Genomic DNA, 23,377 nt, shown 5'->3' on the forward strand with positions numbered 1-23,377 from the left:
CCGATGATTGAAGCCACTGACAGCAATAGTGTCCTGCTGGGGTACGACAAGTTTGGTCATCCACTCTATAAGGTCATTGCCACGCCGAAAGAAAAGGAGCAATGGCTCAAACTTTATAAGATGCCGGACAGAGTCATCCCGGTTGTATTTTTACCGGGGGTGATGGGGAGTAATTTGATGAGTCCTGACGGCAAGTCTATCTGGAAAGTAGATGGAACATGGAGCATGAAATCCTGGTTAGTGCGGGGCGCCGAGGAAAGAAAAAAATTACTGGATCCTACCAAAACCGTTGTCGATCCCAGCGGGAAAATCGAGACGGAAAGTCCGGAAGAGCTGCTGTTATTTTCATCGCGCAAAGAGAGAGGCTGGGGAGAAGTGGGGGCGATGAGCTATGGCACTTTCCTCCCCTGGCTCCAGGAAGCGCTGAACGATAACCAGACAATGTTAACAAATAAGACCAGCAAAAATGGTTGCCTGACCTTGCGTGAGAGGCTGCTGGATAAAGCATTAGGAGCCGAAACGGGTGAGAGTCCCCTGACCACTGAGGAAGTGGCTTTAAGCTATCAGTACCTCTTTCCGGTTCATGCAGTGGGCTATAACTGGCTACAGTCGAATGTGGATTCAGCTAAAATGCTGGCCAAGCGTATTGAAAAGATTATTGGCGATTACAAAGCCAGCGGACGCAAATGCGAAAAGGTGATCCTGGTAACCCACTCAATGGGAGGGCTGGTTGCCCGTTACTATTCGGAATTGTTGGACGGAGATTTCGGACAGAAAAATATTCTGGGTATTGTACACGGGGTGATGCCGGATCGTGGTGCCCCGATGGCCTATAAGCGCATGAAAGCGGGTGAGGCAGGAATAACTGGTTTAGTCATTGGTGGTAATGGCGCTGAAATGACCGCCGTGCTGTCGCAAGCGCCGGGGCCTTTGCAGCTACTGCCTGGTAAGGGATACGGTATGGGTTGGTTTCATGTTGAAGGCCTTAAGCAGCCTTTACCTCAGACAAATCCGTATACGGAAATCTACACCCAGCGATCGGTGTGGTGGGGATTATGTGAGGAACGCTTTATTAACCCTGAAAAGAATAACGAGGGTAAGATATTGCTGGAACAAGATTGGAAACGTTTCAAAAATATTATTAACAATCATGTTAGTGCGTTTATAGAGAAACTTAATGGGCATTACCATGAACATACCTATGCCTTTTATGGAAATGATGGGAAGAATTACCCCTCTTATGCAGAGTTGCACTGGAAGGACGTAAGTGGAAAACATACCTCGGAAGCCTACCGTTCGCTGGTCAGCGAACAGGGGGAAATATTCTACCCGGCGGACAAGTTTAACCAGACCATACGCTATGCAACGCTGGAGACACCGGACCAGGGGTATGTTAGCCGCAAATATGAATTATTACCTCCTGTGGAAGACGGTGACGGCACTGTACCGGTCAGAGCGGCAGTGATTAATTCTCCGAAGTTAAAGGCCCAACTCGGTGTGGGCGTTGACCACGAGGGGGCGTACAAACCTGACAACACCATGGATGCGCGCTGGTTTACTCTTCGCTCAATTATAAGAATTGCACAGCAGGTGAAAAATACAGGGCTTGCTTATCATGAATAAGATAAAACAAAAAGCAATGATCCTGGTCGCCTTCATCGTAGCGGGATATGGGTTGTATCAGTATTTTCGCCCTTACAATCCATCACCGCAGACACTGACGTCATCACAGCAGGTAACCATGAACAAAATAAACGCTGAAATGAAACCTTATTGCGTCGGGCGCTATATGCTCGACCTGCCATCATCCTTTACGGCTTATAATGACGCTGCACCGCTGGATGACAATATCTGGGCGGCGGTGATTTCCCGGCCTGAGGATATGTATAAAACCTATCTGGCGACAAAGAAAATGTACCACCCAGGTTTTGTGCAGTTAATAGCATTACGTGAAAAGGCGCTACAAAACAGTAAAACCATAGACGCACAGGATATGCCGTTTTTAAAAAAAGTCTGGCCGTTACCCACTGGTATGGATGGTGTTATTTTTGAACGGAATGAAAACGGGGGTGCCGCGGACGCAATGCGGATTCTGGAAGGATATATTTATACCAATGGTGTGGTTATCAAGTTTCAGAAGCAAACGGTCAATGATTCAGCTTCACGTTATGAAAGACAACGAAATGGCGATCCAATTCAAGATTATGTCGCAAGTGACGTCAGCCAGATGCAGTCGCTGATGGCGAGAATTAGCGGCAGGGATAATGACGTCATTCCGACGAAACCAGGTTCCTGTATCGCCCATGCGTTTATTGCCACCGACCCGGCGGCAAGGGAACGGGAAGATATCTCCGTTGGGCTTGAAAGTAAAACACTGGAACATATCAGAGTTATTCTTTCTACCGATAACTTCACCCGAGAAAAAGACACGGTGCTGGAGAGAGCTGGTGAGATAGAGAGTAACTTGTACCGTGGCCATGTGGAAAGAAAAGGGGCCTTTAGTATTAACGGACTGCAGGCCCAGGAGTTTCTGGCAACGGGTTTACAGGCATCTCAGGACGAGCCACGTTACGGCTTTGATATGTTCATCAATGAAATGACAGCCAGCTACAAGACTCCCAATTTTATTCTGACCCTGGAGAATGATTCCATGCCGCCAACCTCCTACAGCAAGGAGGAAATTATCGCCTTCTGGGACACGATCAGCCGTAGCGTACGCGTGCGCCCCGGCGCGTTTTGATTATGTATTTTCATACAGCGAAAATTAAAATTTTATCGATAATAATTAAGTGGGGCGCTGTCTTTGTCGCAAACCATTATATTGTCGTAAATTAATTTTTAAAAAAGAGGAAGATATGCCTGGAATTGTTTGCCTGGGTGATGATACCACCCATGGTGGAAAGGTTATTACCGCGTCGTCGACAATGTTTATCAATGGTATTCAGGTTGCCTTGGTCGGTGATTTGGTTTCATGTCCAGAACACGGAATTAATCCGATAAAAGAAGGTGATCCCGGAGCGTCAGAAAATGGGATGAACGTTGTTGTTAATAACTGCGCCTGTTCCTGTGGATGCAGAGTCATTAGTTCTCATATCGAAAATACTATTGAGTCTTGATATTATGTGGCCTATCCCCAAAGTACCCAAAAAAAGTACAATTGCCAGCTTGTCATACAAGCGATGGGGGATTGTTCTTATTTCTATTTTAATGGTTTGTTCTGTTTTTGGTTTTTCTTTGTGGGGAACGGAGGCATATACTAAAATAGTATTTTTCCTGCTACTTCCGGCATTTTTCATATGGTTATGTATTTTTGGCACAGCGCTAAACCGTTATGAGCAGTCACGGAGCGCTCTTTCTGCCTGGAAAGAAGAAACTGATAGAACTAAGGCTTTATGGCAGCACTGGAGCCGACAGCAGTTGTCAGTGGTTGGTAATGTTATCTTTACTCCTGAGGAAAACGGGGCCGCGAGTTTTCTTGGACCTCTGTCTGATATTCCAGCATATCCAGATAAAGTCAGGTCGTTGTCACATTCCTGGGGCTCCCTTCGTGTTTTGTCTGATATGATCGACAAACAGCTTGAGCAACAGTATCCTGGTTATCGGAAATTTTTGCATACTATTTATGTATTGCAACCCTCTGGTTGGGACAAAAAGAACGTATGCCAGATTATTCTGTCTCAATGGGATCTGCTTCCTGAAGTAAATTGTTCCGTTGAGTGTATTGGAAAATTCCACGATAACGTTAATTTTGATGGTTTGATATTAGTTCTTAGTTTCCAATGCTGGTTGGCAGGTGTATCGAAACAATCCAGCGAAATGGTCTCTGCCCAGCTTTTATCATCCTCAACTTTTTCCAGACAACATGCTGTACCGGTACTTGCCGGATTAGGCCGTGTTATGCCTGTGGATAATGAGAATATTGAAAAAGATTTAGATATGCTTTTTGAATACAATCGAATTGACAAGCGTGATTTACGCCATGTCTGGCTTTCTGGTATTCCTGCTGATATTAATTCAAAACTGATTCAGTATGCCGATCGATGTCAGTGGAAACTTCCAGAGAAACATCCTTTTAATTTGATTGATTTTTCTTTTGGTCCCCCTGGTGAAATGGTATTCCCTGTTTCACTCGCATTGTTGGTTGACGCGGCTCAAAAGACTGAAGCTAACCAATTATTAATTATTCAGGCATCACCTCAGTCCAGACTGCTTTGTTTGATTACTCGGAAACTTTACTTATGACCCAAGAAAAGGAATTACAGTCAGCACGTTATGGATTTTGGGGCTATCTTGTTTTAATTGTTGGCCTTGCGGGTATAACTGCGTTTTTACTATTTATTAATCAAGATGCCTTGCTTAAATATGGACTGACATATCGCCAAATTTGGTCGGTGTGGGGTGGTGTATTTGGTTTTTTATTCTTAGGCACTATTTGCTCTCCTTTTTATTGGCGCTGGAAGCAAAGAAAAAAACAACTCATTTATTTACCACCGGAACCCTCAAGTGCTGAAACTAAAACAACTCCAGATGTGAGCACAACCATCAGAGATTATACCGATTTAAAACAGCATCTTAATCTTCGTTATGGCGTCCTTTGGCGACGCAAAGTCCACCTGCTGCTCGTCACTGGCAATGAAGCCGCTATAGAGCAATTGGTACCAGGCCTGCAGGAAAGCCAGTGGCTTGAAGGCAACCGCACCGTGCTGATTTACGGCGGGAGCCTGGCATTAGAGCCTGGCCGGGAGAAATATACCGCGTTGCGTAAACTGCGTCGCGGTCGTCCTCTGGACGGAATAATTCGCGTCGTACCGCAGTCGCTTAATCTCACCCCTCAGATTAGCGACAACGATTTACGCGGGCTGGAAAAAATCAGCCAATTGCTCCGTTATTCCGCGCCGGTCTGGCTGTGGCAACTGTGTGACAGCAAATGGTCGCAGGCAAAACGTACTGAACAGGCGGTAGGAGCCCGTTTCCCGCTGCGTGCCAAAGCTGACGATATTAGCCGTCAGCTTGAGCTGATGCTGCCTGCATTGCGGATACAGGGGATGAGTCAGGTCGCTGAGAACAACGGCCACGATTTCCTGCTGCGTCTGGGCCAGTACCTCAAAGACGGCGGTATCGCCCGCTGGACTCAACAACTGGTGCCATGGTTGGCTGCCTCTCAGCAGCGTGTTCCGTTGCGTGGTCTGATGTTCAGCCTGCCGGACAGTTACCCTGTTCATACTACTGAGGGGACAGCCGAACCTGAGAAATATATCCCCGAATCACAACGCCATGCGTTGACCCTGCCCGTAACCTGGCAGGGCATTGTGGATGACTGCATCCGAGTTCGTGGCCGCCGTGTCGGTATGGCCTGGGAGCAGACGCTGGCCTGGACGCTTATGACCATCATCGGTATCTGGGGAGCGGGTACACTGCTATCATTCGCGGTCAACCGCATGCAGATAGTCTCTGTTGCCGAGCAGGCGCATGCGCTGGTGGAGCATCCTTCCGTATCGGATTACCAGCTCACGGCTCTGCATACCCTGCGTAATGACGCTGGCCGCCTGCAGCACCGTATTCAGGAAGGAGCGCCCTGGTACCAGCGCTTCGGTCTGGACCATAACCAGCAGCTGCTCGATGCGTTGCTGCCCTGGTACGGCGTGGCAAACAACCGCCTGATACGCGACCCGGCGAATCAGGCGCTGACACAAAAACTCAGCGCATTGGCAAACTCTGCCCCCAACAGCGACCAGCGTGCACAGCTGGCGAAGCCGGGTTATGACCAGCTTAAAGCGTGGCTGATGATGTCTCGTCCGGATAAAGTCGACGGCGCGTTTTATGCGCAGACCCTGAAAACCGTGCAGCCGACACGAATGGGTATTTCTACCGGTCTGTGGCAAAGCCTGGCGCCGGATTTGTGGGCCTTCTACATCACCGAACTGCCTAAGCAGCCACAGTGGAAAATCACACCGGATGTGCAGTTGGTCAGCCAGAGTCGCCAGCTGTTGCTGCAGCAAATTGGGCGTCGTAACGCTGAAAGCACACTGTATGAAAATATGCTCAAGTCAGTGCGTCGTAACTTCGCCGATGTCTCCCTGGAGGACATGACCAGCGGTACCGATGCGCGTCGACTTTTTACTACCGAGGAGGTCGTGCCGGGCATGTTCACCCGCCAGGCCTGGGAAGGTGGCATTCAGCAGGCTATCGAAAAGGCTGCAAATTCCCGCCGGGATGAAATTGACTGGGTGCTGAGTGATTCCCGTAAAGCCGTATCGGCGGATCTGTCGCCGGAAGCGCTCAAAGCACGCCTGACAGAGCGTTATTTCATTGACTTTGCCGGCAGCTGGTTGAATTTCCTTAACAGCCTGCACTGGAACCCGGCAAACAATATTGCGGACGTTACCGACCAGCTTACGCTGATGAGCGATGTTCGCCAGTCGCCACTGATTGCCCTGATGAATACCCTTGCCTGGCAGGGACAGACAGGCCAGCAAAGCGAAGGTCTTTCGGACTCCATCATCAAATCAGCTAAAGATCTCGTCGGTGGAAAAGATAAACCTGCCATTGATCAGTCTGCGTCAGGGCCGCAGGGGCCGCTGGACGATACCTTTGGTCCGCTGCTGCAGCTTCTGGGTAAAAACAAAGGTGGTAATGTCATGTCGGCGGACAACTCCCTGAGTCTGCAGACGTATCTGACCCGTATCACCCGCGTGCGTCTGCGACTGCAGCAGGTGGCCAGCGCTTCTGACCCGCAGGCAATGATGCAGACTCTGGCGCAGACCGTATTCCAGGGCAAAAGCGTGGACCTCACCGACACTCAGCAATACGGCAGCCTGATTTCGGCAAGTCTTGGCGAGGAGTGGAGCGGATTTGGCAGCACAATGTTTGTGCAGCCGCTGACTCAGGCCTGGGAGACCGTACTTCAGCCGTCGGCAGCCAGTCTGAATGACAAATGGAGCCGTTCGGTTGTCGCGAACTGGCAAACTGCCTTTGACGGTCGTTTCCCGTTTGCTGCCAGCAAAAGTGATGCCTCTTTGCCGATGCTGGCTGAATTTGTGCGTAAGGACAGTGGACGGATAGAGCGCTTCTTGTCGACAGAGCTCAACGGTGTGTTGCACAAAGAGGGTAGCCAGTGGGTACCGGATAAGGTCAACAGCCAGGGGCTGAACTTTAACCCGGCCTTCCTGCGGGCCATTAACCAGCTGAGCCAGCTGTCAGACATCCTGTTCACCGATGGCAGTCAGGGCATCAGCTTTGAGCTGCAGGCGCGTCCTGTGCCACAGGTGGTGGAGACGCAGCTAACCATTGATGGACAAAAGCTGCACTACTTCAACCAGATGGCCGACTGGCAAAGCTTCCGCTGGCCGGGAGAGACTTACAAGCCGGGAACGATGCTGACATGGACCACGGTCAACGCCGGTGCGCGCCTGTTCGGGGATTACAGCGGGACCTGGGGCTTTATCCGCTGGCTGGACTTGAGCAAGCGTCAGCAGCTTGACCGCAGCCAGTGGATGATGAGCTTTACCGCACCGGATGGTCGCACCCTGCAGTGGGTGCTCCGCTCCCAGCTCGGAAAAGGCCCGCTGGCGCTGTTGGATCTGCGTGGTTTCACGCTGCCGGATCACATATTCAGTGTCGACAGCGCGGCCACCGCTCAGGCGCTGATGACTAATACGGAAAACAATGACATGGAGGGCGTCGAATAATGAGCACATTGCAGAATTTGGTTACCGCCTGTCAGGCTGACGATGCTCAGCTGCGTGAACAGGCGCAGACGCGCACGGATAACTGGCAGCCCTGGCTTGCTCCGGTAAGCGTAGCCTGTCCGACAGGAGAAGACCCGGGATATGACGATGATTTTCAGCGTATCCGCGAAGAGGTTAATAAGCTCTCCGGGATCGATACCGAACTGATATGCACGCTTGCTGAAAAGTTACTGACCACCACGGCCAAAGACATCCGGATTGCGACCTACTACTGCTGGGCGCGACTGCACCAGGATGGTGAAGCCGGCTTTGCCGAAGGGCTTGAACTGCTTGCCGGATTATTGCAGCGCTACGGCATGCAGCTTCACCCGCAGCGGGACCGAAGCCGCAAGGCTGCACTGGAATGGCTTGCCGGTAGCCGTGTCCTGGACAGTCTGTCACTGTTCCCGGAGGTCATACGCGAGGATGCACAGCGTACAGCCGGGGCCTTGCTGCTCATCAGTACCCGTCTGGAGACAGAGCCGGAAGCATCGCGGCCAGAGCTGAATGCCCTGTACAGCGGGCTGGAGTCTCGCCTGATGAAGGCCGGGGGTGTGGATGCCGTGGTACCGCAGAACGCAGGGAATAAGGCGCAGTCACTGCCCTTTACGCATGCGACCGAGTCAGATGCGCCGGTTCTGAACCGCATCACCTCCGGTCAGGATTTGCTGGCCCAGGCCCGTACCCTGACGGGATATCTGCGCGAGCAGCCCGATGGCTGGCTTGCCGCACACCGGCTGATGAAAAGCCTGCGCCATGACACGCTGAGAGCGATCCCTGCACCGGATGCCGAAGGGAAAACACGTATCGAACCACCGCGGGCTGACCAGCGGGCCATGCTTAAACGGTTGTACCTGCAACAGAGCTGGCTGGAGATACTGGAGCAGGCGGACAGCACCTTCTCGCGTGGTGCTAATCACCTCTGGCTGGATTTGCAGTGGTATATCCACCAGGCTCTGGTGAAATTGGGGCACGATGTGCTGGCCGATATCATCATCGCCGATCTGAAAGGGCTGCTGAGCCGTCTCACAGGACTTGAAACGCTGGCCTTTAATGACGGAACGCCGTTTGCCGATGAGGTCACGCTCAACTGGATAAATCAGAGCGTGCTGGGCGATTTGTCCAACTGGCGGGATGAGCCGGTCAGTGCTGCTGGTGAGACAGATAACGATATCCTGCTCCTCGAGCCGGAAGCGCTGGATAAAGCGGACACTGACGGTCTGGATGCCACACTTCACTGGCTCCAGACCCGTCCAGGTTGCGACTCTACAAAAGACAAATGGCTGCTGCGCCTGCTGATGGCCCGCATAGCCGAGCAAAAGGGTAAAAATGAGCTGGCCCTGCATCTGCTGGGTGAACTCGATAGAGCCGCACGGTCAATCACCCTCACGCAGTGGACACCGGCGCTGTTATTTGAAGTGAAATCGCGCCGCCTCAGACTGCTGCGTATGAAAGCCGCTCGTAGTGAAACCGATAAATCACGCCTTCAGCCGGAGATGGACCAGCTTCTGGCAGGTTTGATTGCACTCGATCCGGCCAGCAGTGCAGTGCTTTGCGGTTGAATGGTAAATGAACTCAGGATGTGAAAGATGGCGAAAGGTTATTATCTGGTAAAGGGTGATATGACTACTTGCGGTGGAAAAATTCTTGAAGGTGACCCGACCGACACGGTCATGGGGATCCCTCTAGCCCGGGAGCAGGAGAATGTGACCTGCGGAAAGCATGCTGGCACGTACAAGATAGTGGGACATATTCCTAACAATAATGCCAATGGGCGGAAATATGCGGGTTCGCTGCATAGCACCAGCAGTTGTCCCTGTGGCGCAAAATTTATCCCTTCCCGGCATGAACGTACTTATGGTGGCTAATAACAACATCTGCCATCGTTATGTTTTTTCAACTTATGCTGAAGGTACACCAGGGTGCAGCTGTGCTCTGAATCCAAAGAAAACTAAGTAAAAATAAATATGGACGACTTAACCCTGCGTTATTACGACGCTGAAATGCGCTACCTGCTGGAAGCTGGCGAAGAGTTTGCCCGTGCTCACCCCGAGCAGGCAGCAATGCTCAACCTTGATAAAGCCGGAGCGCGCGACCCGTATGTTGAACGCCTGTTCGAGGGCTTTGCCTTCCTGATGGGGCGCTTGCGTGAAAAGCTCGATGACGACCTGCCTGAACTGACCGAAGGGCTGGTCAGCCTGCTGTGGCCGCATTATCTGCGCACCATACCGTCGATGTCGGTGGTGGAGTTCACCCCTGACTGGCGCGAGATGAAAGAACAGATGCGCATCGCCAAAGGTTTCGAAGTTAACTCGCGGCCGATCGGCGAGAAGGCCACGCGTTGTCGGTACACCACAACCAAAGAGATCACGCTCCTGCCGTTGTCGCTGGAGCAAGCCCGCCTGTCGACTGACCCTGACGGGCGTTCGGTTATCAGCCTGCGCTTTAACGGCAGCCATCTTGCCGACTGGAGTCGTATCGATCTCAGCCAGATCCCGCTCTACTTCAACGCTGATGCACCGCTGGCCTGCGCAATGCATGAAGCCTTTACCATGAATACAGCTCGCTTCTGGCTGCGTATGCCGGGCGACATGGACAGAAGACCGCTCGACGGGTATTTCACCGCGCTGGGCTTTGGCGATGATGACGTCCTGTGGCCGAAGGGAAGCAGCAGCTTTAGCGGCTATCAACTGCTGCTGGAGTACTTCACCTTCCGTGAGAAATTCATGTTCACGGGGCTGCGTGGGCTCGAGACCGTGGTCTTTCCGGCTGAGCTCCCATGGTTTGAAATCGACGTGGTGCTGGCAGAACGCTGGGAGCATGATTTCAGCTTTACCGAAAAGCATCTGCGCCTGAACTGTGTGCCGGTGATTAACCTGTTCCCGCTGGAATCCGATCCGCTGACGCTCAATTCCCTGCAGACCGAATATATGCTGCGCCCGATGCGCGTGCAGGATGGCCATACCGAGATATACGCGGTGGATTCGGTGATGTCATCAAGCCAGCATACCTACGTGCCATTTTCAAGCTTCCGCCACAAGGGCGGAATGATGCGCCATGAAGCCCCTGAATATTACTACCACACCCGCGTGCGCCGTGGCCCGTCGGGGTTGCATAACACCTGGCTTATCCTCGGCGGGGAAGCGTTTGATAACCACACGGTGCCGGAGGATGAAAGCCTGTCGCTGACGCTAACCGGCACCAATGGCCAACTACCTCGCAGAGCGTTGCAAAGTACCGTGCTCGATACAGTGATGAAAACCACTTCAGCCAGTATCGCCGTGCGCAACCTGTGTGCGCCGACGCTGCCTTGTTATCCCCCGGCACAGGATCGCTTTCACTGGCGTGTGCTGAGCCATCTCGGCAGCGGCTTCCTGTCGATGATGGACAATGCCGACGTGCTGCGCGGCACGCTGGCGTTGTACGAGTGGACTGACAGCGAGATGAACCGCCGTCGTCTGGAGGCGATTATCGATGTGAAGCACAGTGAAACGGAACGCTTTGAGCAGGGATATCTGGTGCGCGGGGTGCAGATTGAGGTGACGCTTGAGAGCAACGGCTTTGCCGGGCGCGGCGATATCTGTCTGTTCGGCGAGATGCTGAGCCGCTTCTTTGCACTGTACACCGATATCTATCTGTTTAACCGCCTGATTATTATTCTGCAACCGACCGGAGAGCGCCTGGAATGGGAAGAGAAGCACAACCGCCGTATTCCCGGCTGACCCCGCGGCTGGAGGCCGATCTTCACCGCATCAACTTTTATCGTTTATGCCAGCTACTGGAGAAGCGCCATCCGGACAGGCCGCTGATGGGCTCTACCAGCCATCCGGCGGATGACCCGGTACGCTTTGCGCCGCACCCTGGAATGGGGTTCCCGGCCAGTGAACTGAAGGCTGTCGAGTATGACGAGGGTGATGACAGCAGGCCACCGCTTATCCGCACGACCTTTATGGGGATGTACGGTGTTGATTCGCCTCTACCGACCGCCTATCTCGATGACATTTCCCAGCGCCGGGAAGGACATGAGGCGCTGCAGGGGTTTCTGGATATTTTCAGTCATCGCATCCTGACGCAGTTTTACCGCGTCTGGCGTAAATACTCGTATCCGGCCACGTTTGAGCCCGGAGGTACCGACAGCATTTCGCAGTCGTTATTGGGTCTGGTTGGTCTGGGAATACCGGGCACTGCGAATCATATAGCCACGCCAGTGTCCCGCTTTCTGGCGCTACTGGGTGTGCTGCAGCAGCCGGGCAAAACTCAGGAAGGGATGCAGGCACTGGTGCGCCTGCTGGCGCCCGATACGACGGTGCAGGTGAGTCCGTATTGTCTCCGGCCTGTAAAGATTGACAGGCCGCTGGGTTTTTACGGTGACGAAGAGTTTCTGCTTGATGGCAATACGCCTGTGGGTGACGAAGCGATGGATGCCGGCAGCCAACTGCTGGTTGCTCTCGCAACGGACAACGAACAGGAAGCTCAGGGCTGGAAACCGGATGGCCAGTTGTACATGGATTTCCTGGTAATGCTACGGGTATATCTGGGCTGGCGGTTTAAAGCCAGAATTACCCTGACCACTTCCGTACGTCTGCTAGCCGTTCCACCGCTTGGAGAAAATCCTTTCTGGCTGGGGCTGAACGGTGTACTGGGCGCTGATGATGATAGCCTTCCGGATGATATTCCTGAGACCTTTACGACAGAGCTGGGTTATTACAGTGGCCTGGAGCCTGCAAAAACACAACAAGGAAACAGACGTGTTACGTACAAGTTTAATTAAGACTACGCGCTGGCTGATGCCGCTGATAGCACTCACTCTGACGGGCTGTGGGGTAACGCAGAGCGTCACCGACGGTACCAGATCGGCGTTCAATTCTGTGTTCTATAAAAAAATTAAAATCCTGCATCTGGATTTCACTGCACGTGAGGCGCTGAACACCGACTCCCGTGAAAGTAACTCGCTGTCTCAGCCGGTGGTGATAAGGGTTTACCAGCTCAAAGACCGCAAAACCTTTGATAAGACGGTGTATCAGCAGTTGCTTCAGGATGATAGCACCATTCTGAAAGACGACATGCTGGCCATTCGTGATGTCGTGGTGAAACCGGGTGGCGATGCAAACCTTGATATGCCAATGGAAGAAAAGGCGCAGTTTGTCGCGGTGGTAGGGCTGTTCCGCCATCCGGATATGGACAACAACGCCTGGAAGCAGGTTATCAAACGCAGTGACCTGGATCCGGATAAACCACGTATCCTGGAAGCAGGTGATAACTCTCTGACGCTGCAACCGCTTAAGGACGACTGATGCCCTACGGACATAACACGCCTTCGCTGTATGAAATGTTAACGGGAAATTTTACAGGTGGCCTCAATCTCAACCAGGTCAGTGAGGAAAATCAGGTCATCCTCTCGGTACTGGATAACATGCAGCGTATCCTCAACTGTCGTGCCGGCACGCTGGCGCATCTGCCTGACTACGGCCTGCCGGATATGACCAAAATCCTGCAGGGCATGCCGGGAACGGCCCATGAACTGATGGGTACTTTGTCTGCCGTCCTGCTCAAGTATGAACCGCGCCTGAAAAAAATAACCGTTGTCCTGCTGGAACAGAACGTCCCCGGCGAACTGCGCTATGCCATTGACGCTGAACTTAAAGGGATTGGCCTGGTGCGCTACGGGACTGAATTTATGCCCGAAGGACGGGTCCTGTTAAGGCATCTCAGGCAACAGCAGTATCTCGACACCACTCTTCGTATATAAGGTCCGATAACATCATGTCTGTAAAATTACAGTTCCTGAAGAAGTTGCAGGCACGCCAACCTGCACCTGTTCCTGCCATCAGCAAGAGTCAGGCTGATATTGCTGAGTTTCGCCAGCGAATGGCCCAGCTTCAGGAGCAAATGGACGCGTGGCTGACGGATACGGGACTGAATGTGGAGCCACTGACCGTATCCGTTCCGGATCTGCTGGTGGAGGGCGGGGCATTTGAGATTTCCGGTATCGTTTTGCGCTATGACAGCCGGGCGGTCAACTTTATGCCGATCTTTCTGTATGGACAGGGCGTCGCCGGTTGTGTCGAGGTGACTTTCTGTTCCGGGGACAAGGTGATTTCTCAAGGACGCCTGTTCATGCGGGTAGGGAACGCAAATGGCTGGATCTTTACTCCCCCTGATACCTCATCCCGGTCCGGACAACGATGGGATGAAGGTGTGTTTTTCGGTCTGATTTTAGCGCTGCTGCCATAGCGATATTTCTGAGTCATTGCACTTTTAAACGCAAAATAGCCCCTCACATCAACTGACGAAATTATCCACACGGATATGTAGGCCCTCCAGGATGACCACACATATAACGTTAAAAACCGGCGGCGACCCGCGCACGCTGCCAGATTACGCTGCTCTCCGCGATGAACTCAGCAAGCTGACGCATCCTGCTCGCCCGGATGTAAACTGGCAATATGTCGAAAAACGCTGTCTCTCTCTGTTTGAACAAAACGGTGTGGAGTTGCAGACTGCGGCCTGGTACACCCTTGCCCGGACTCACCTGTCTGGATTGGCTGGCCTGAACGAAGGGCTGGCGATTCTGGAGGCCCTGATTAGCCATCAATGGGACGTTTACTGGCCGAAGACGCTACATACTCGTCTGGAAATCCTTACCGGCCTGAGCCAGCGCCTGCAGCAGCGCATGCGTATGCTTCCACTCAACAACAGCCATCTAAGTGAGCTTTACAGTGCTGAAGCGTTGCTTACCCGGCTGAGTTCGGTGCTCCAGCGCCTTGAACTGAAACACCTAAGCCAGTTCGATACGTTACGAACAATGATACGTTCGAATGCTGAACGGCTGGAAAGCAGTAATGACGCATCAGGTCTGAATGCACGCATGATGCCCGGTTGCGAATTACCTCAGGAAAGGGCAGAGCCGGTTGACGACGTGAAATGGGTCTATGTTGTGCAGCCGGAGAATCAGCCTGATGCAGAGGGTCTTACGACAGTGCACGGGTCGGTCAGAACATGGAAGCCCTTTGTCGCCGGGATGTGTTCTATGCTGGTGGTCTGCGTCGCCGCGGCGTGGGGAGGGGGCTTTCTGTCCAGACCCGATCCCTTAACGACTCAGGCGGTTGCCTCGCTGGCGCGGTTACCTGAAGCGCTTACACCTGCTCAGCAAGAGGCGTTAGCACAGCGAGGCACTTTACCGTCCACGTTTATTAGAGAAACGCAGCAGCAGCTTGCCCGACTGGATAAGCTGCCCCCTGACTGGAATATTTCCTACAGCCTTGAGCTGTTAGCGCAACTCCAGACGGTGCGGCCGGAGGAGGCAAAGCCGCTTGCCGTGCAGTGGCAGCAAAAATTTAACGCGGCAGTGTTGCCTGATGAGGCCATGAACAGCTGGTATCAGGGAATGATGAAGCTACAGCAACTGAGCCATCGGCTGAGTAGTCTGGATGAGCAGAAGGGAAAATATATCACGGTGAGTGAGCTTAAATCGGTGGTTTTTTCAACTATACAGTCATTTAACCAAACAATACCGGCTGAAGAACAACTCAGACGCCTGTCACAGCATCCCGCAGGAGGTGTGCTTCCTGAAGCTGAAAAGACCCAGCTGGAGTTGCGTCTTAAACAGCTGGCAACGCGTTACGCTCAAATAAAACGGGATTCTTCTTCGCAGTGAATTCTGCGGTGGACAGGCGAATGTGTTCAACAACGCGTGGAGGTCAAAGTGTCCCCTGCAGGAATCGAACCTGCAACTAGCCCTTAGGAGGGGCTCGTTATATCCATTTAACTAAGGGGACGAGGCGGCACGAGTATAGCCTTATTTACACTATGCGTTAAGCGCATCGCCGCCTGACTGCTCAAAGAGTCACCATTCAGGACGATTTTTTTGTCGATTTATCATCATTTTCCCGCGCCTTAAGCTCAGCTTTGCGTTTGTTCGACATGTCGTTACGGATTTGGGCATGGCTTAACAGTGCGAAGATAAACGTTCCGCCGCAGATGTTACCCGCCAGCGTCGGTAGGGCGAACGGCCAGAAAAAATCGCTCCAGTGAAGCGTACCGTTAAAGACCAGATACAGGATTTCAACGGTACCGACCACGATATGCGTGGTATCAGCCAGCGCAATCAGCCAGGTCATCAATATAATCACCACAATTTTGGCGCTCCCTGCTGAAGGAAACATCCAGACCATTGTGGCGATGATCCAGCCGGAGATGATGGCATTCGAGAACATCTCCACCGGCGTGTTTTTCATCACATCCATGCCGATTTTTACAAACGCGTCCCGGGTGGGTTCATCAAAGATCGGCATGTATTCAAACGCCCAAGCCGCGATGCCTGTGCCGATGATATTACCCAGCAGGACGACGCTCCACAGACGCATCAATAAACCGAAATTGCCGAGGGTGGGGTTTTGCATTACAGGCAGAACGGCGGTCACCGTGTTTTCGGTAAACAGCTGCTGGCGAGCCATGATGACAATAATAAAGCCGAAGGTATAGCCGAGGTTCTCCAGTAAAAATCCGCCGGGCACACCTTCCAGCTGAACATGAAATATCCCTTTGGCGAGCAGAGATGCGCCCATTGAGAGCCCTGCGGCGATAGCTGACCAGAAGAGGGCCATGGCATCGCGCTCCATCTCTTTTTCACCGTCCTGGCGGATATGCTCGTGGATGGCCATCGCGCGGGAAGGCAGGCGATCTTCATCAATTTCTATTTTCTCGCCGCGCGCTTTCTCCTCGCTTTCAATTTCAATTTCCTCATTGCTCTCGCCAATTTTTTCTTCGCCCACTTCTTTCATATCTGCTCCCGGAGGTTGATCTTTCTGTTAAGCGTAGCGGCTTTTATCGGGATGCCTGTGGGGATGCTCTTAAATTGGCGGCAATGACAACAAAGGTGATACATCTCTTTCAAAGACATTATAAAATTGCCAGCGAAACGAATTCCAAAAGCCAGGCTATGCTGAGATCAGAGTCACGGTGGTTACTGCCCGTAATTGTGCTCATAGACATCGGTAAACGTGCTGTTACAATCGCTTGCACGTTTACAGACGGAGCGTCAACGGCTCCGTTACGGATGGCAATCAACGATAGCCATACTGAACAGGGAGATATTTATGAAACTTCGGCTGTCGGCGCTTGCGCTGGGCGCGACGATGCTTGTGGGCTGCGCCAGCTCCGGGGAGCAAACGGGACGCTCCGATCCTCTCGAAGGATTTAACCGCTCCATGTATAGCTTCAACTACAACGTGCTGGACCCGTATGTGGTTCGCCCGGTGGCAGTGGCATGGCGCGATTATGTCCCACAACCCGCGCGTAACGGGTTAAGTAACTTTACCAGCAACCTCGAAGAGCCTGCGGTAATGGTGAACTACTTCCTGCAGGGCGACCCGTATCAGGGGATGGTGCACTTTACCCGCTTCTTCCTGAACTCCATTCTGGGGATGGGCGGCTTTATTGACGTCGCTGGCATGGCGAACCCGAAACTGCAGCGTGAACAGCCGCACCGTTTTGGTAGTACGCTGGGGCATTATGGTGTCGGCTACGGCCCTTACGTTCATCTGCCGTTCTATGGCAGCTTCACCGTGCGTGATGATGGCGGTGATATGGTCGATACGCTGTATCCGGTTCTGTCGTGGCTGACCTGGCCGCTGTCGGTAGGTAAATGGACGGTGGAAGGGATTGAAACCCGTGCACAACTGCTCGACTCTGACGGTCTGCTGCGCCAGTCTTCTGACCCGTACATTATGGTGCGTGAAGCGTACTTCCAGAATCATGACTTTATTGCCAACGGCGGTAAGCTGAAGCCGGAAGAAAATCCAAACGCGAAGGCTATCGAAAACGAACTAAAAGATATCGATTCCGAGTAAATAAAAAAGGTGAGCAATGCTCACCTTTTTTGATTCCAGTACGATTAGAACGCGTAGTTGAAGTTCGTACCGAACAGCCAGGCTTTACCTTCAGAGGTAAACTCGTAAGGGCCTTCCTGGAACGTAACTTTCTGACCGTGCATATAAGAAACGCCCGCATCGATGGATGCATTCTCGTTGAACGCATATGTCGCGCCAGCACTTAACCAGAAGCGGTCCTGATCCGGAATGGAAATAGAACGCTTGTCTGCCGGAACCGGGCTGTCGTCAAATGCGATACCGGAGCGGAAAGTCCAGTTTTTATCGTAGTAGTAGGTGGTACCCAACGCAATACGATAGGCGTCGTGGAAGCTTTCGTCCTTATAGAACAGCGTTTGACCATTGGTTCCGGTCGCTTTCAGCTCCTGGAACTGGCTCCAGCTGGTATAGGCCAGGCTATAGTGGATCGCCCATTGAGGTGCAACGCGGTTGTAACCGGACACTTCCCACATTTCTGGCAAATGCAGTGACAGTGAACCTGGAACGGTCTGGTTTGACGTTCCCCAAGGAATAGTGGTACCTGCCCCAGGAACCAGGTTGTTCACCGGCTTCAGGATGCCGCTCTTGTAATCGCCGTCGAAGTCAATTTTCACTTCGGAACGATAGGTCAGGCCCCAACGGTTGTTTTTGTCCAGCTCGTACAGGATACCGGCGTTCCAGCCATAGCCCCACTCATCACCTTCAAGACTGGCAATTTTATTGCTATTTTTTGGCAGGCGAGCAGTTTGCTCTCCGGAGTAACGTTCAATTTTGGCATCGGCGTAGACGGCATCAAAGCCCAGACCAAAGCTCCAGTTATCGTTCAGGCGATAAGCACCGCTCAGGTTCAGGTTCAGCGTAGTAAGGTCTGTTTTACCGCCGTATTCACCAGCCGGATAGTTGCTATTGAACTCGGTAGCAAGGCCGTAGTTAGAGGTTACGGATGCTCCCCAGCCAAACTGTTCATTGATAGGTGCAACGAAGTGCAGGTTAGGGACCCATGCTGTTGGGGCAATATTGTCCGCTTTAAGGCTCGCACCAGTGAAAGGCGACTTGCCTGAAATGTTGACATCAGGATCGATATAAACCGCACCAGCAGAGAAGGTCGGACGATCAAACATCATGATCAATGCAGGGTTACGACTCGCGTTACCCGCATCATCCGCAATCGCACCTTCCCCCGAATACGCGCGGCCAAGGCCAGAGGAAGAAAATTCGTTTAACTGAAAGCCCGCTGACCATGCGGAAGTGGAGACGAGTGCCACTGCGACTGCCAGCGCAGTCTTGTTGAACAGGGTTTTCTGGCTCATGACCATAACCTCATTGAGTTATTTTTATTCAATAATTGTTACATACCGTAACAGGAGCGCGAAGTGTAGGGTCTGAGGTATGACAGACAAATCAGACCAGTGGCCAGAGTATAGGTCCGACCAGCCTGAATGTTGCAAGTTTGTTTATTAATATTTTCAAACATGTTTCGTGAAACGAGATCTGGTTGGCAAAATTGTGACCATCGCGACTCACCCAAAAGGGTGGTTTTTGTTTTAGATCATTTTTTAGTGTGATATTGGTCACTTATCCGATTTTGCGCCATTAACGGCTGGAGAGAGCCCGAGCCGGGGCGTAAAATAGCAGCATCGTGTTTATCTCGCGCGCTGCGCGAATACAGAGGAAATTGAGCTATGAGTAAATGCAGTGCTGATGAAACCCCGGTTTGCTGCTGTATGGATGTTGGGACCATCATGGACAACACCGATTGCACCGCGTCTTACAGCCGTGTGTTCACCAACCGCGCCGAAGCGGAAGAGACCCTGGCCGCGCTGAGCAAGCGTGCGCGTGATGTTGAATCCGATCCGTGTGAAATCAAGTCGACCTTTACCGAAGTGGAAGGCGGCGTGAAGCTGGACATCGACTTTGTTTTCGCCTGCGAAGCAGAAACGCTGATTTTCCAGCTGGGCCTGCGTTAATTTCTGCGGCCTGATGCCCTCACCCCGACCCTCTCCCACGGGAGAGGGCGCAAACATTAAAAACGGTAACCTACGGGTTACCGTTTTGCTTTTACCTTGCGCACCCGACAACATACCGCACAAATGCCCCTGCCATGCAGGGGCATTTTCTTTTTCTTCTCTGTGTTTTAGCTCGCATTTTTTCGTTTACCCGATTGGCTGAATGTAAAAAAATGGTTAAGACTATTATCAGGTCAGACCACTTTGCGTTTGCGAAAATTTTTTTACAGGGGAGTGTTATGAGTCAGGCATTACCGCTTATTACCCGTCAGGGCGATCGCATTGCCATCGTCAGTGGATTGCGCACGCCATTTGCGCGTCAGGCAACGGCGTTTCATGGCATACCGGCCGTCGACCTGGGGAAAATGGTAGTGGGGGAGATGCTGGCTCGCAGCGAAATTCCGCCGGAGGTCATCGAACAGCTGGTTTTTGGCCAGGTCGTGCAGATGCCTGAAGCCCCTAACATCGCGCGGGAAATCGTCCTCGGTACCGGGATGAATGTTCATACCGACGCCTACAGCGTCAGCCGCGCCTGCGCAACCAGTTTCCAGGCCGTGGCGAATGTCGCCGAAAGTCTGATGGCGGGTACCATTCGCGCCGGGATAGCGGGTGGAGCGGACTCCTCTTCGGTACTGCCGATTGGGGTCAGTAAAAAGCTGGCGCGTATCCTGGTTGATGCCAACAAAGCCCGCACGACGGGTCAGAAGCTCAAACTCTTCTCGCGTTTACGTCTGCGCGATCTGATGCCTGTTCCCCCTGCCGTAGCGGAATATTCCACCGGCCTGCGCATGGGCGATACCGCCGAGCAGATGGCGAAAACCTACGGCATTACCCGTGAACAGCAGGACGCGCTGGCGCATCGCTCGCATCAGCTTGCGGCAAAAGCCTGGTCGGAAGGCAAGCTGACCGACGAGGTCATGACCGCCTACATTCCGCCCTATCGCGAACCGCTTGCGGAAGATAACAATATTCGCGGCACCTCAACACTGGCGGATTACGCCAAACTGCGCCCGGCGTTTGACCGCAAGCACGGCACCGTGACGGCGGCGAACAGTACGCCGCTGACGGACGGGGCTGCCGCCGTGATCCTGATGACCGAATCTCGTGCGAAGGAGCTGGGCATTACTCCCCTGGGCTATTTACGCAGCTACGCCTTCACCGCCATTGACGTCTGGCAGGACATGCTGTTAGGTCCGGCGTGGTCAACGCCGCTGGCGCTGGATCGCGCGGGGCTGACGCTGGCTGATTTAACCCTGATTGATATGCACGAAGCGTTTGCCGCGCAAACCCTGGCAAACGTCCAGCTGCTGGCAAGCGAGCGTTTCGCACGCGATGTGCTGGGCCGCGCCCATGCCACAGGCGAAGTGGATCAGAGTAAATTCAACGTGCTGGGCGGCTCTATCGCCTACGGTCATCCGTTTGCCGCCACCGGCGCGCGAATGATCACGCAAACATTACATGAACTCCGTCGCCGTGGCGGCGGGTTTGGCCTTGTAACCGCCTGTGCGGCGGGCGGCCTTGGCGCAGCAATGGTTCTGGAGGCTGAATAATGGATATGCCATCTGCATTCACTCTGGCGGTTCGCCTCGATAACGTGGCCGTTATCACTATTGATGTGCCTGATGAAAAGATGAATACCCTGAAGGCCGAATTTGGTGTTCAGGTGCGCGCGATGCTAAAGCAGATCCGCGACAACAAAGCCATTCGCGGCCTGGTGTTTATCTCTGCCAAGCCGGATAACTTTATCGCCGGGGCGGATATCAACATGATCGCCCGGGCGCAAAGCGCGCTGGAGGCCGAAGAGCTGGCGCGTCAGGGCCAGCAGGTGATGGCGGAGATCAACAGCCTGCCGATCCCGGTTATCGCCGCGATCCACGGGGCGTGTCTGGGCGGTGGGCTGGAGCTGGCGCTGGCCTGCCATAGCCGTATATGTACCGACGATCCGAAAACCATTCTGGGCCTGCCGGAAGTGCAGCTGGGGCTGCTGCCTGGCTCCGGCGGAACGCAACGTCTGCCGCGCCTGGTGGGCGTCAGCACGGCGCTGGAGATGATCTTAACCGGTAAACAGCTGCGTGCCCGTCAGGCGCTGAAAGCCGGTCTGGTCGATGACGTCGTGCCACAGTCCATTTTGCTGGAGGCCGCCGTTGAGCTTGCGCTGAAAGGTCGTCAGGCAAGACGTCCTCTGCCGGTTCGCGAGCGCGTGCTGGCCGGCCCGCTGGGCAGAACGCTCCTGTTCAACATGGTGGGCAAAAAGACCGAACAAAAGACCAAAGGCAATTACCCGGCGGCAAAGCGGATCCTGGATGTGATCGAAACCGGGCTGTCGCAGGGCAGCAGCAGCGGCTATGCCGCTGAGGCCAAAGCCTTTGGCGAACTGGCGATGACGCCGCAGTCACAGGCGCTGCGCAGCATCTTCTTCGCCAGCACAGAGGTGAAAAAAGACCCGGGCAGCGAGGCATCGCCTGCGCCGCTGCGTGCCATTGGCGTGCTGGGTGGGGGGCTTATGGGCGGCGGTATCGCTTTTGTTACCGCAAGCAAAGGCAAATTGCCTGTACGCATCAAAGACATTAATCCTAAGGGAATCAACCACGCGCTACAATACAGCTGGCAGAACCTTGATCAAAAGGTCAAGCGCCGCCATATCAAGGCAAGCGAGCGTGATAAAACCCTGGCGATGATCTCCGGCACAACGGATTACAGCGGTTTTGCGCACCGCGATCTGGTGATTGAAGCCGTGTTTGAGGATCTGGCGCTTAAGCAGCAGATGGTGGCAGACGTTGAGCAGCATTGCTCCCCGCACACCATTTTTGCCTCTAACACGTCGTCATTACCGATTGGCGATATCGCGGCAAAAGCTGCGCGTCCGGAGCAGGTGATCGGACTGCACTTCTTTAGCCCGGTAGAAAAAATGCCGCTGGTTGAAGTTATTCCACATGCCACCACCAGTCCGCAAACCATCGCCACGGTAGTCAAACTTGCGAAGAAGCAGGGTAAAACGCCGATTGTGGTCGCAGACAAAGCCGGCTTCTACGTCAACCGCATTCTGGCGCCCTACATTAATGAAGCCATGCGGCTGCTGACGGAAGGCGAGAAGATCGAGCACGTCGACGAGGCGCTGGTAAAGTTTGGTTTCCCCGTGGGCCCAATCCAACTTTTGGATGAGGTGGGAATAGACACCGGCACTAAAATTATACCTGTACTGGAGGCGGCTTATGGCGATCGTTTTAGCCCGCCTGCAAACATTGTTTCTGCAATTTTGAAGGACGATCGCAAAGGCAGAAAAAATGAACGCGGTTTCTATCTTTACGGCGCGAAAGGGCGTAAAAGCAAGAAACAGGTCGACCCTTCGGTTTATGGGCTTATTTCGACCACCGGTCAGGGAAAACTGTCCGCCGTTCAGTGCGCTGAACGCTGCGTGATGATGATGCTCAATGAAGCGGCGCGCTGCTTTGGTGAGCAGGTAATCAAAAGCGCGCGCGATGGCGACATCGGCGCGGTATTTGGCATTGGTTTCCCGCCGTTCCTTGGCGGCCCGTTCCGTTACATGGATATGCTCGGCGCGGGTGAAGTGGTTGCTATCCTGCAACGTCTGGCTTCGCAATATGGTCCACGCTTTACACCGTGTGACGAATTATTGCAGATGGCGGAACGGGGCCAGACATTTTGGCCTGCAAGGGAAACTGTCCTCGTAAGCTGAGGTCAAAGAAGGGTAAATCCTGAGGTGAATGAACCTGTTCTGGCGATTTTGTAAACAGAGATTGACTATACTTACGCC

General features: G+C 53.1%; 18 protein-coding genes, 1 tRNA gene and 1 pseudogene. 17 read left to right on the forward strand and 3 right to left on the reverse strand.

Annotation, left to right across the window (positions count from 1 at the left end):
* The first annotated feature begins 3 nt into the window (after nt 1-3).
* The 13 genes and pseudogenes from ACMWJS_RS10365 (at nt 4) to ACMWJS_RS10425 (ending at nt 15,384) form a co-directional block, all read left to right on the forward strand.
* Nucleotides 4-1,623 (forward strand): lipase family alpha/beta hydrolase, encoded by a 1,620-nt coding sequence (locus ACMWJS_RS10365; RefSeq protein ID WP_414747025.1) that lies wholly within the window; start codon nt 4-6, stop codon nt 1,621-1,623.
* Entirely contained in the window at nt 1,616-2,740 is a 1,125-nt protein-coding gene (locus ACMWJS_RS10370) for a T6SS immunity protein Tli4 family protein (RefSeq protein ID WP_414747026.1), read from the forward strand. Before ACMWJS_RS10365 ends, ACMWJS_RS10370 begins: the two co-directional genes overlap by 8 nt.
* Nucleotides 2,741-2,855: 115 nt before the next feature.
* A complete protein-coding gene (locus ACMWJS_RS10375; RefSeq protein ID WP_072050499.1) occupies nt 2,856-3,116 on the forward strand; it encodes a PAAR domain-containing protein in 261 nt (86 codons plus the stop codon).
* Nucleotides 3,106-4,242, forward strand: a complete 1,137-nt coding sequence (locus ACMWJS_RS10380; RefSeq protein WP_414747027.1) for a hypothetical protein — start codon at nt 3,106-3,108, stop codon at nt 4,240-4,242. The genes ACMWJS_RS10375 and ACMWJS_RS10380 overlap by 11 nt, the downstream gene beginning before the upstream one ends.
* Nucleotides 4,239-7,688 carry an ImcF-related family protein gene (locus ACMWJS_RS10385; protein ID WP_414747028.1) on the forward strand — a complete coding sequence of 1,150 codons (3,450 nt, stop codon included), beginning with the start codon at nt 4,239-4,241 and terminating at the stop codon, nt 7,686-7,688. The genes ACMWJS_RS10380 and ACMWJS_RS10385 overlap by 4 nt, the downstream gene beginning before the upstream one ends.
* Nucleotides 7,688-9,289: a type VI secretion system protein TssA gene (gene tssA / locus ACMWJS_RS10390; RefSeq protein ID WP_414747029.1), complete on the forward strand. Its 1,602-nt coding sequence runs from the start codon at nt 7,688-7,690 to the stop codon at nt 9,287-9,289. Before ACMWJS_RS10385 ends, tssA begins: the two co-directional genes overlap by 1 nt.
* A gap of 27 nt (nt 9,290-9,316) precedes the next feature.
* A pseudogene (locus ACMWJS_RS10395) lies at nt 9,317-9,586 on the forward strand (PAAR domain-containing protein); the annotation flags it as partial.
* Nucleotides 9,587-9,694: 108 nt separating this feature from the next.
* A complete protein-coding gene (gene tssF / locus ACMWJS_RS10400; RefSeq protein WP_414747030.1) occupies nt 9,695-11,449 on the forward strand; it encodes a type VI secretion system baseplate subunit TssF in 1,755 nt (584 codons plus the stop codon).
* The gene (gene tssG, locus ACMWJS_RS10405) at nt 11,413-12,498 is read left to right on the forward strand and encodes a type VI secretion system baseplate subunit TssG (protein WP_235403588.1); all 1,086 of its coding nucleotides are present in this window, start codon (nt 11,413-11,415) and stop codon (nt 12,496-12,498) included. Before tssF ends, tssG begins: the two co-directional genes overlap by 37 nt.
* On the forward strand, nt 12,476-13,021 hold the full coding sequence (gene tssJ / locus ACMWJS_RS10410; RefSeq protein WP_045908753.1) for a type VI secretion system lipoprotein TssJ: 546 nt from the start codon (nt 12,476-12,478) through the stop codon (nt 13,019-13,021). Before tssG ends, tssJ begins: the two co-directional genes overlap by 23 nt.
* Nucleotides 13,021-13,476: a type VI secretion system baseplate subunit TssE gene (gene tssE / locus ACMWJS_RS10415; protein ID WP_059355594.1), complete on the forward strand. Its 456-nt coding sequence runs from the start codon at nt 13,021-13,023 to the stop codon at nt 13,474-13,476. Before tssJ ends, tssE begins: the two co-directional genes overlap by 1 nt.
* Before the next feature lie 14 nt (nt 13,477-13,490).
* Nucleotides 13,491-13,961 (forward strand): hypothetical protein, encoded by a 471-nt coding sequence (locus ACMWJS_RS10420; protein WP_414747031.1) that lies wholly within the window; start codon nt 13,491-13,493, stop codon nt 13,959-13,961.
* A 91-nt stretch (nt 13,962-14,052) separates the two neighbouring features.
* A complete protein-coding gene (locus tag ACMWJS_RS10425) occupies nt 14,053-15,384 on the forward strand; it encodes a VasL domain-containing protein (RefSeq protein ID WP_414747032.1) in 1,332 nt (443 codons plus the stop codon).
* Between the two features lie 49 nt (nt 15,385-15,433).
* Here the strand turns inward: ACMWJS_RS10425 and ACMWJS_RS10430 are convergent.
* Nucleotides 15,434-15,505 (reverse strand) — tRNA-Arg (locus ACMWJS_RS10430).
* 75 nt (nt 15,506-15,580) lie between these two features.
* A complete protein-coding gene (locus ACMWJS_RS10435) occupies nt 15,581-16,510 on the reverse strand; it encodes a formate/nitrite transporter family protein (protein WP_196346765.1) in 930 nt (309 codons plus the stop codon).
* Nucleotides 16,511-16,825: 315 nt separating this feature from the next.
* On the opposite strand from ACMWJS_RS10435, the gene mlaA reads away from it, so the two are divergent.
* On the forward strand, nt 16,826-17,578 hold the full coding sequence (gene mlaA / locus ACMWJS_RS10440) for a phospholipid-binding lipoprotein MlaA (RefSeq protein ID WP_023336447.1): 753 nt from the start codon (nt 16,826-16,828) through the stop codon (nt 17,576-17,578).
* Nucleotides 17,579-17,622: 44 nt separating this feature from the next.
* On the opposite strand, the gene fadL is transcribed toward mlaA, so the two are convergent.
* Nucleotides 17,623-18,906, reverse strand: coding sequence for a long-chain fatty acid transporter FadL (gene fadL, locus ACMWJS_RS10445; protein WP_045908748.1), 1,284 nt, complete (start codon nt 18,904-18,906; stop codon nt 17,623-17,625).
* 372 nt (nt 18,907-19,278) lie between these two features.
* Here fadL and ACMWJS_RS10450 point away from each other — a divergent pair, with 372 nt between their 5' ends.
* From ACMWJS_RS10450 to fadJ, 3 genes are all read left to right on the forward strand, one after another.
* Entirely contained in the window at nt 19,279-19,563 is a 285-nt protein-coding gene (locus ACMWJS_RS10450) for a YfcZ/YiiS family protein (RefSeq protein WP_023336445.1), read from the forward strand.
* A gap of 278 nt (nt 19,564-19,841) precedes the next feature.
* The gene (fadI, locus tag ACMWJS_RS10455) at nt 19,842-21,152 is read left to right on the forward strand and encodes an acetyl-CoA C-acyltransferase FadI (RefSeq protein WP_021241580.1); all 1,311 of its coding nucleotides are present in this window, start codon (nt 19,842-19,844) and stop codon (nt 21,150-21,152) included.
* Complete coding sequence (gene fadJ, locus ACMWJS_RS10460) at nt 21,152-23,299, forward strand: fatty acid oxidation complex subunit alpha FadJ (RefSeq protein ID WP_414747033.1); 2,148 nt, start codon at nt 21,152-21,154, stop codon at nt 23,297-23,299. The genes fadI and fadJ overlap by 1 nt, the downstream gene beginning before the upstream one ends.
* Nucleotides 23,300-23,377 lie beyond the last annotated feature (78 nt).

This window comes from Enterobacter sp. HK-058-C-ECC, from assembly GCF_047531125.1.
In the GTDB taxonomy this organism is placed as follows: domain Bacteria; phylum Pseudomonadota; class Gammaproteobacteria; order Enterobacterales; family Enterobacteriaceae; genus Enterobacter; species Enterobacter quasiroggenkampii.

Coding starts and splice junctions, on each gene's coding strand:
- ACMWJS_RS10420 (WP_414747031.1), top strand. CDS start 13,491: ATGTCTGTAAAATTACAGTTCCTGAAGAAGTTGCAGGCACGCCAACCT.
- tssE (WP_059355594.1), top strand. CDS start 13,021: ATGCCCTACGGACATAACACGCCTTCGCTGTATGAAATGTTAACGGGA.
- tssG (WP_235403588.1), top strand. CDS start 11,413: ATGGGAAGAGAAGCACAACCGCCGTATTCCCGGCTGACCCCGCGGCTG.
- fadL (WP_045908748.1), bottom strand. CDS start 18,906: ATGAGCCAGAAAACCCTGTTCAACAAGACTGCGCTGGCAGTCGCAGTG.
- ACMWJS_RS10385 (WP_414747028.1), top strand. CDS start 4,239: ATGACCCAAGAAAAGGAATTACAGTCAGCACGTTATGGATTTTGGGGC.
- fadJ (WP_414747033.1), top strand. CDS start 21,152: ATGGATATGCCATCTGCATTCACTCTGGCGGTTCGCCTCGATAACGTG.
- ACMWJS_RS10450 (WP_023336445.1), top strand. CDS start 19,279: ATGAGTAAATGCAGTGCTGATGAAACCCCGGTTTGCTGCTGTATGGAT.
- ACMWJS_RS10365 (WP_414747025.1), top strand. CDS start 4: ATGATTGAAGCCACTGACAGCAATAGTGTCCTGCTGGGGTACGACAAG.
- ACMWJS_RS10435 (WP_196346765.1), bottom strand. CDS start 16,510: ATGAAAGAAGTGGGCGAAGAAAAAATTGGCGAGAGCAATGAGGAAATT.
- tssA (WP_414747029.1), top strand. CDS start 7,688: ATGAGCACATTGCAGAATTTGGTTACCGCCTGTCAGGCTGACGATGCT.
- ACMWJS_RS10370 (WP_414747026.1), top strand. CDS start 1,616: ATGAATAAGATAAAACAAAAAGCAATGATCCTGGTCGCCTTCATCGTA.
- tssF (WP_414747030.1), top strand. CDS start 9,695: ATGGACGACTTAACCCTGCGTTATTACGACGCTGAAATGCGCTACCTG.
- ACMWJS_RS10375 (WP_072050499.1), top strand. CDS start 2,856: ATGCCTGGAATTGTTTGCCTGGGTGATGATACCACCCATGGTGGAAAG.
- mlaA (WP_023336447.1), top strand. CDS start 16,826: ATGAAACTTCGGCTGTCGGCGCTTGCGCTGGGCGCGACGATGCTTGTG.
- ACMWJS_RS10425 (WP_414747032.1), top strand. CDS start 14,053: ATGACCACACATATAACGTTAAAAACCGGCGGCGACCCGCGCACGCTG.
- fadI (WP_021241580.1), top strand. CDS start 19,842: ATGAGTCAGGCATTACCGCTTATTACCCGTCAGGGCGATCGCATTGCC.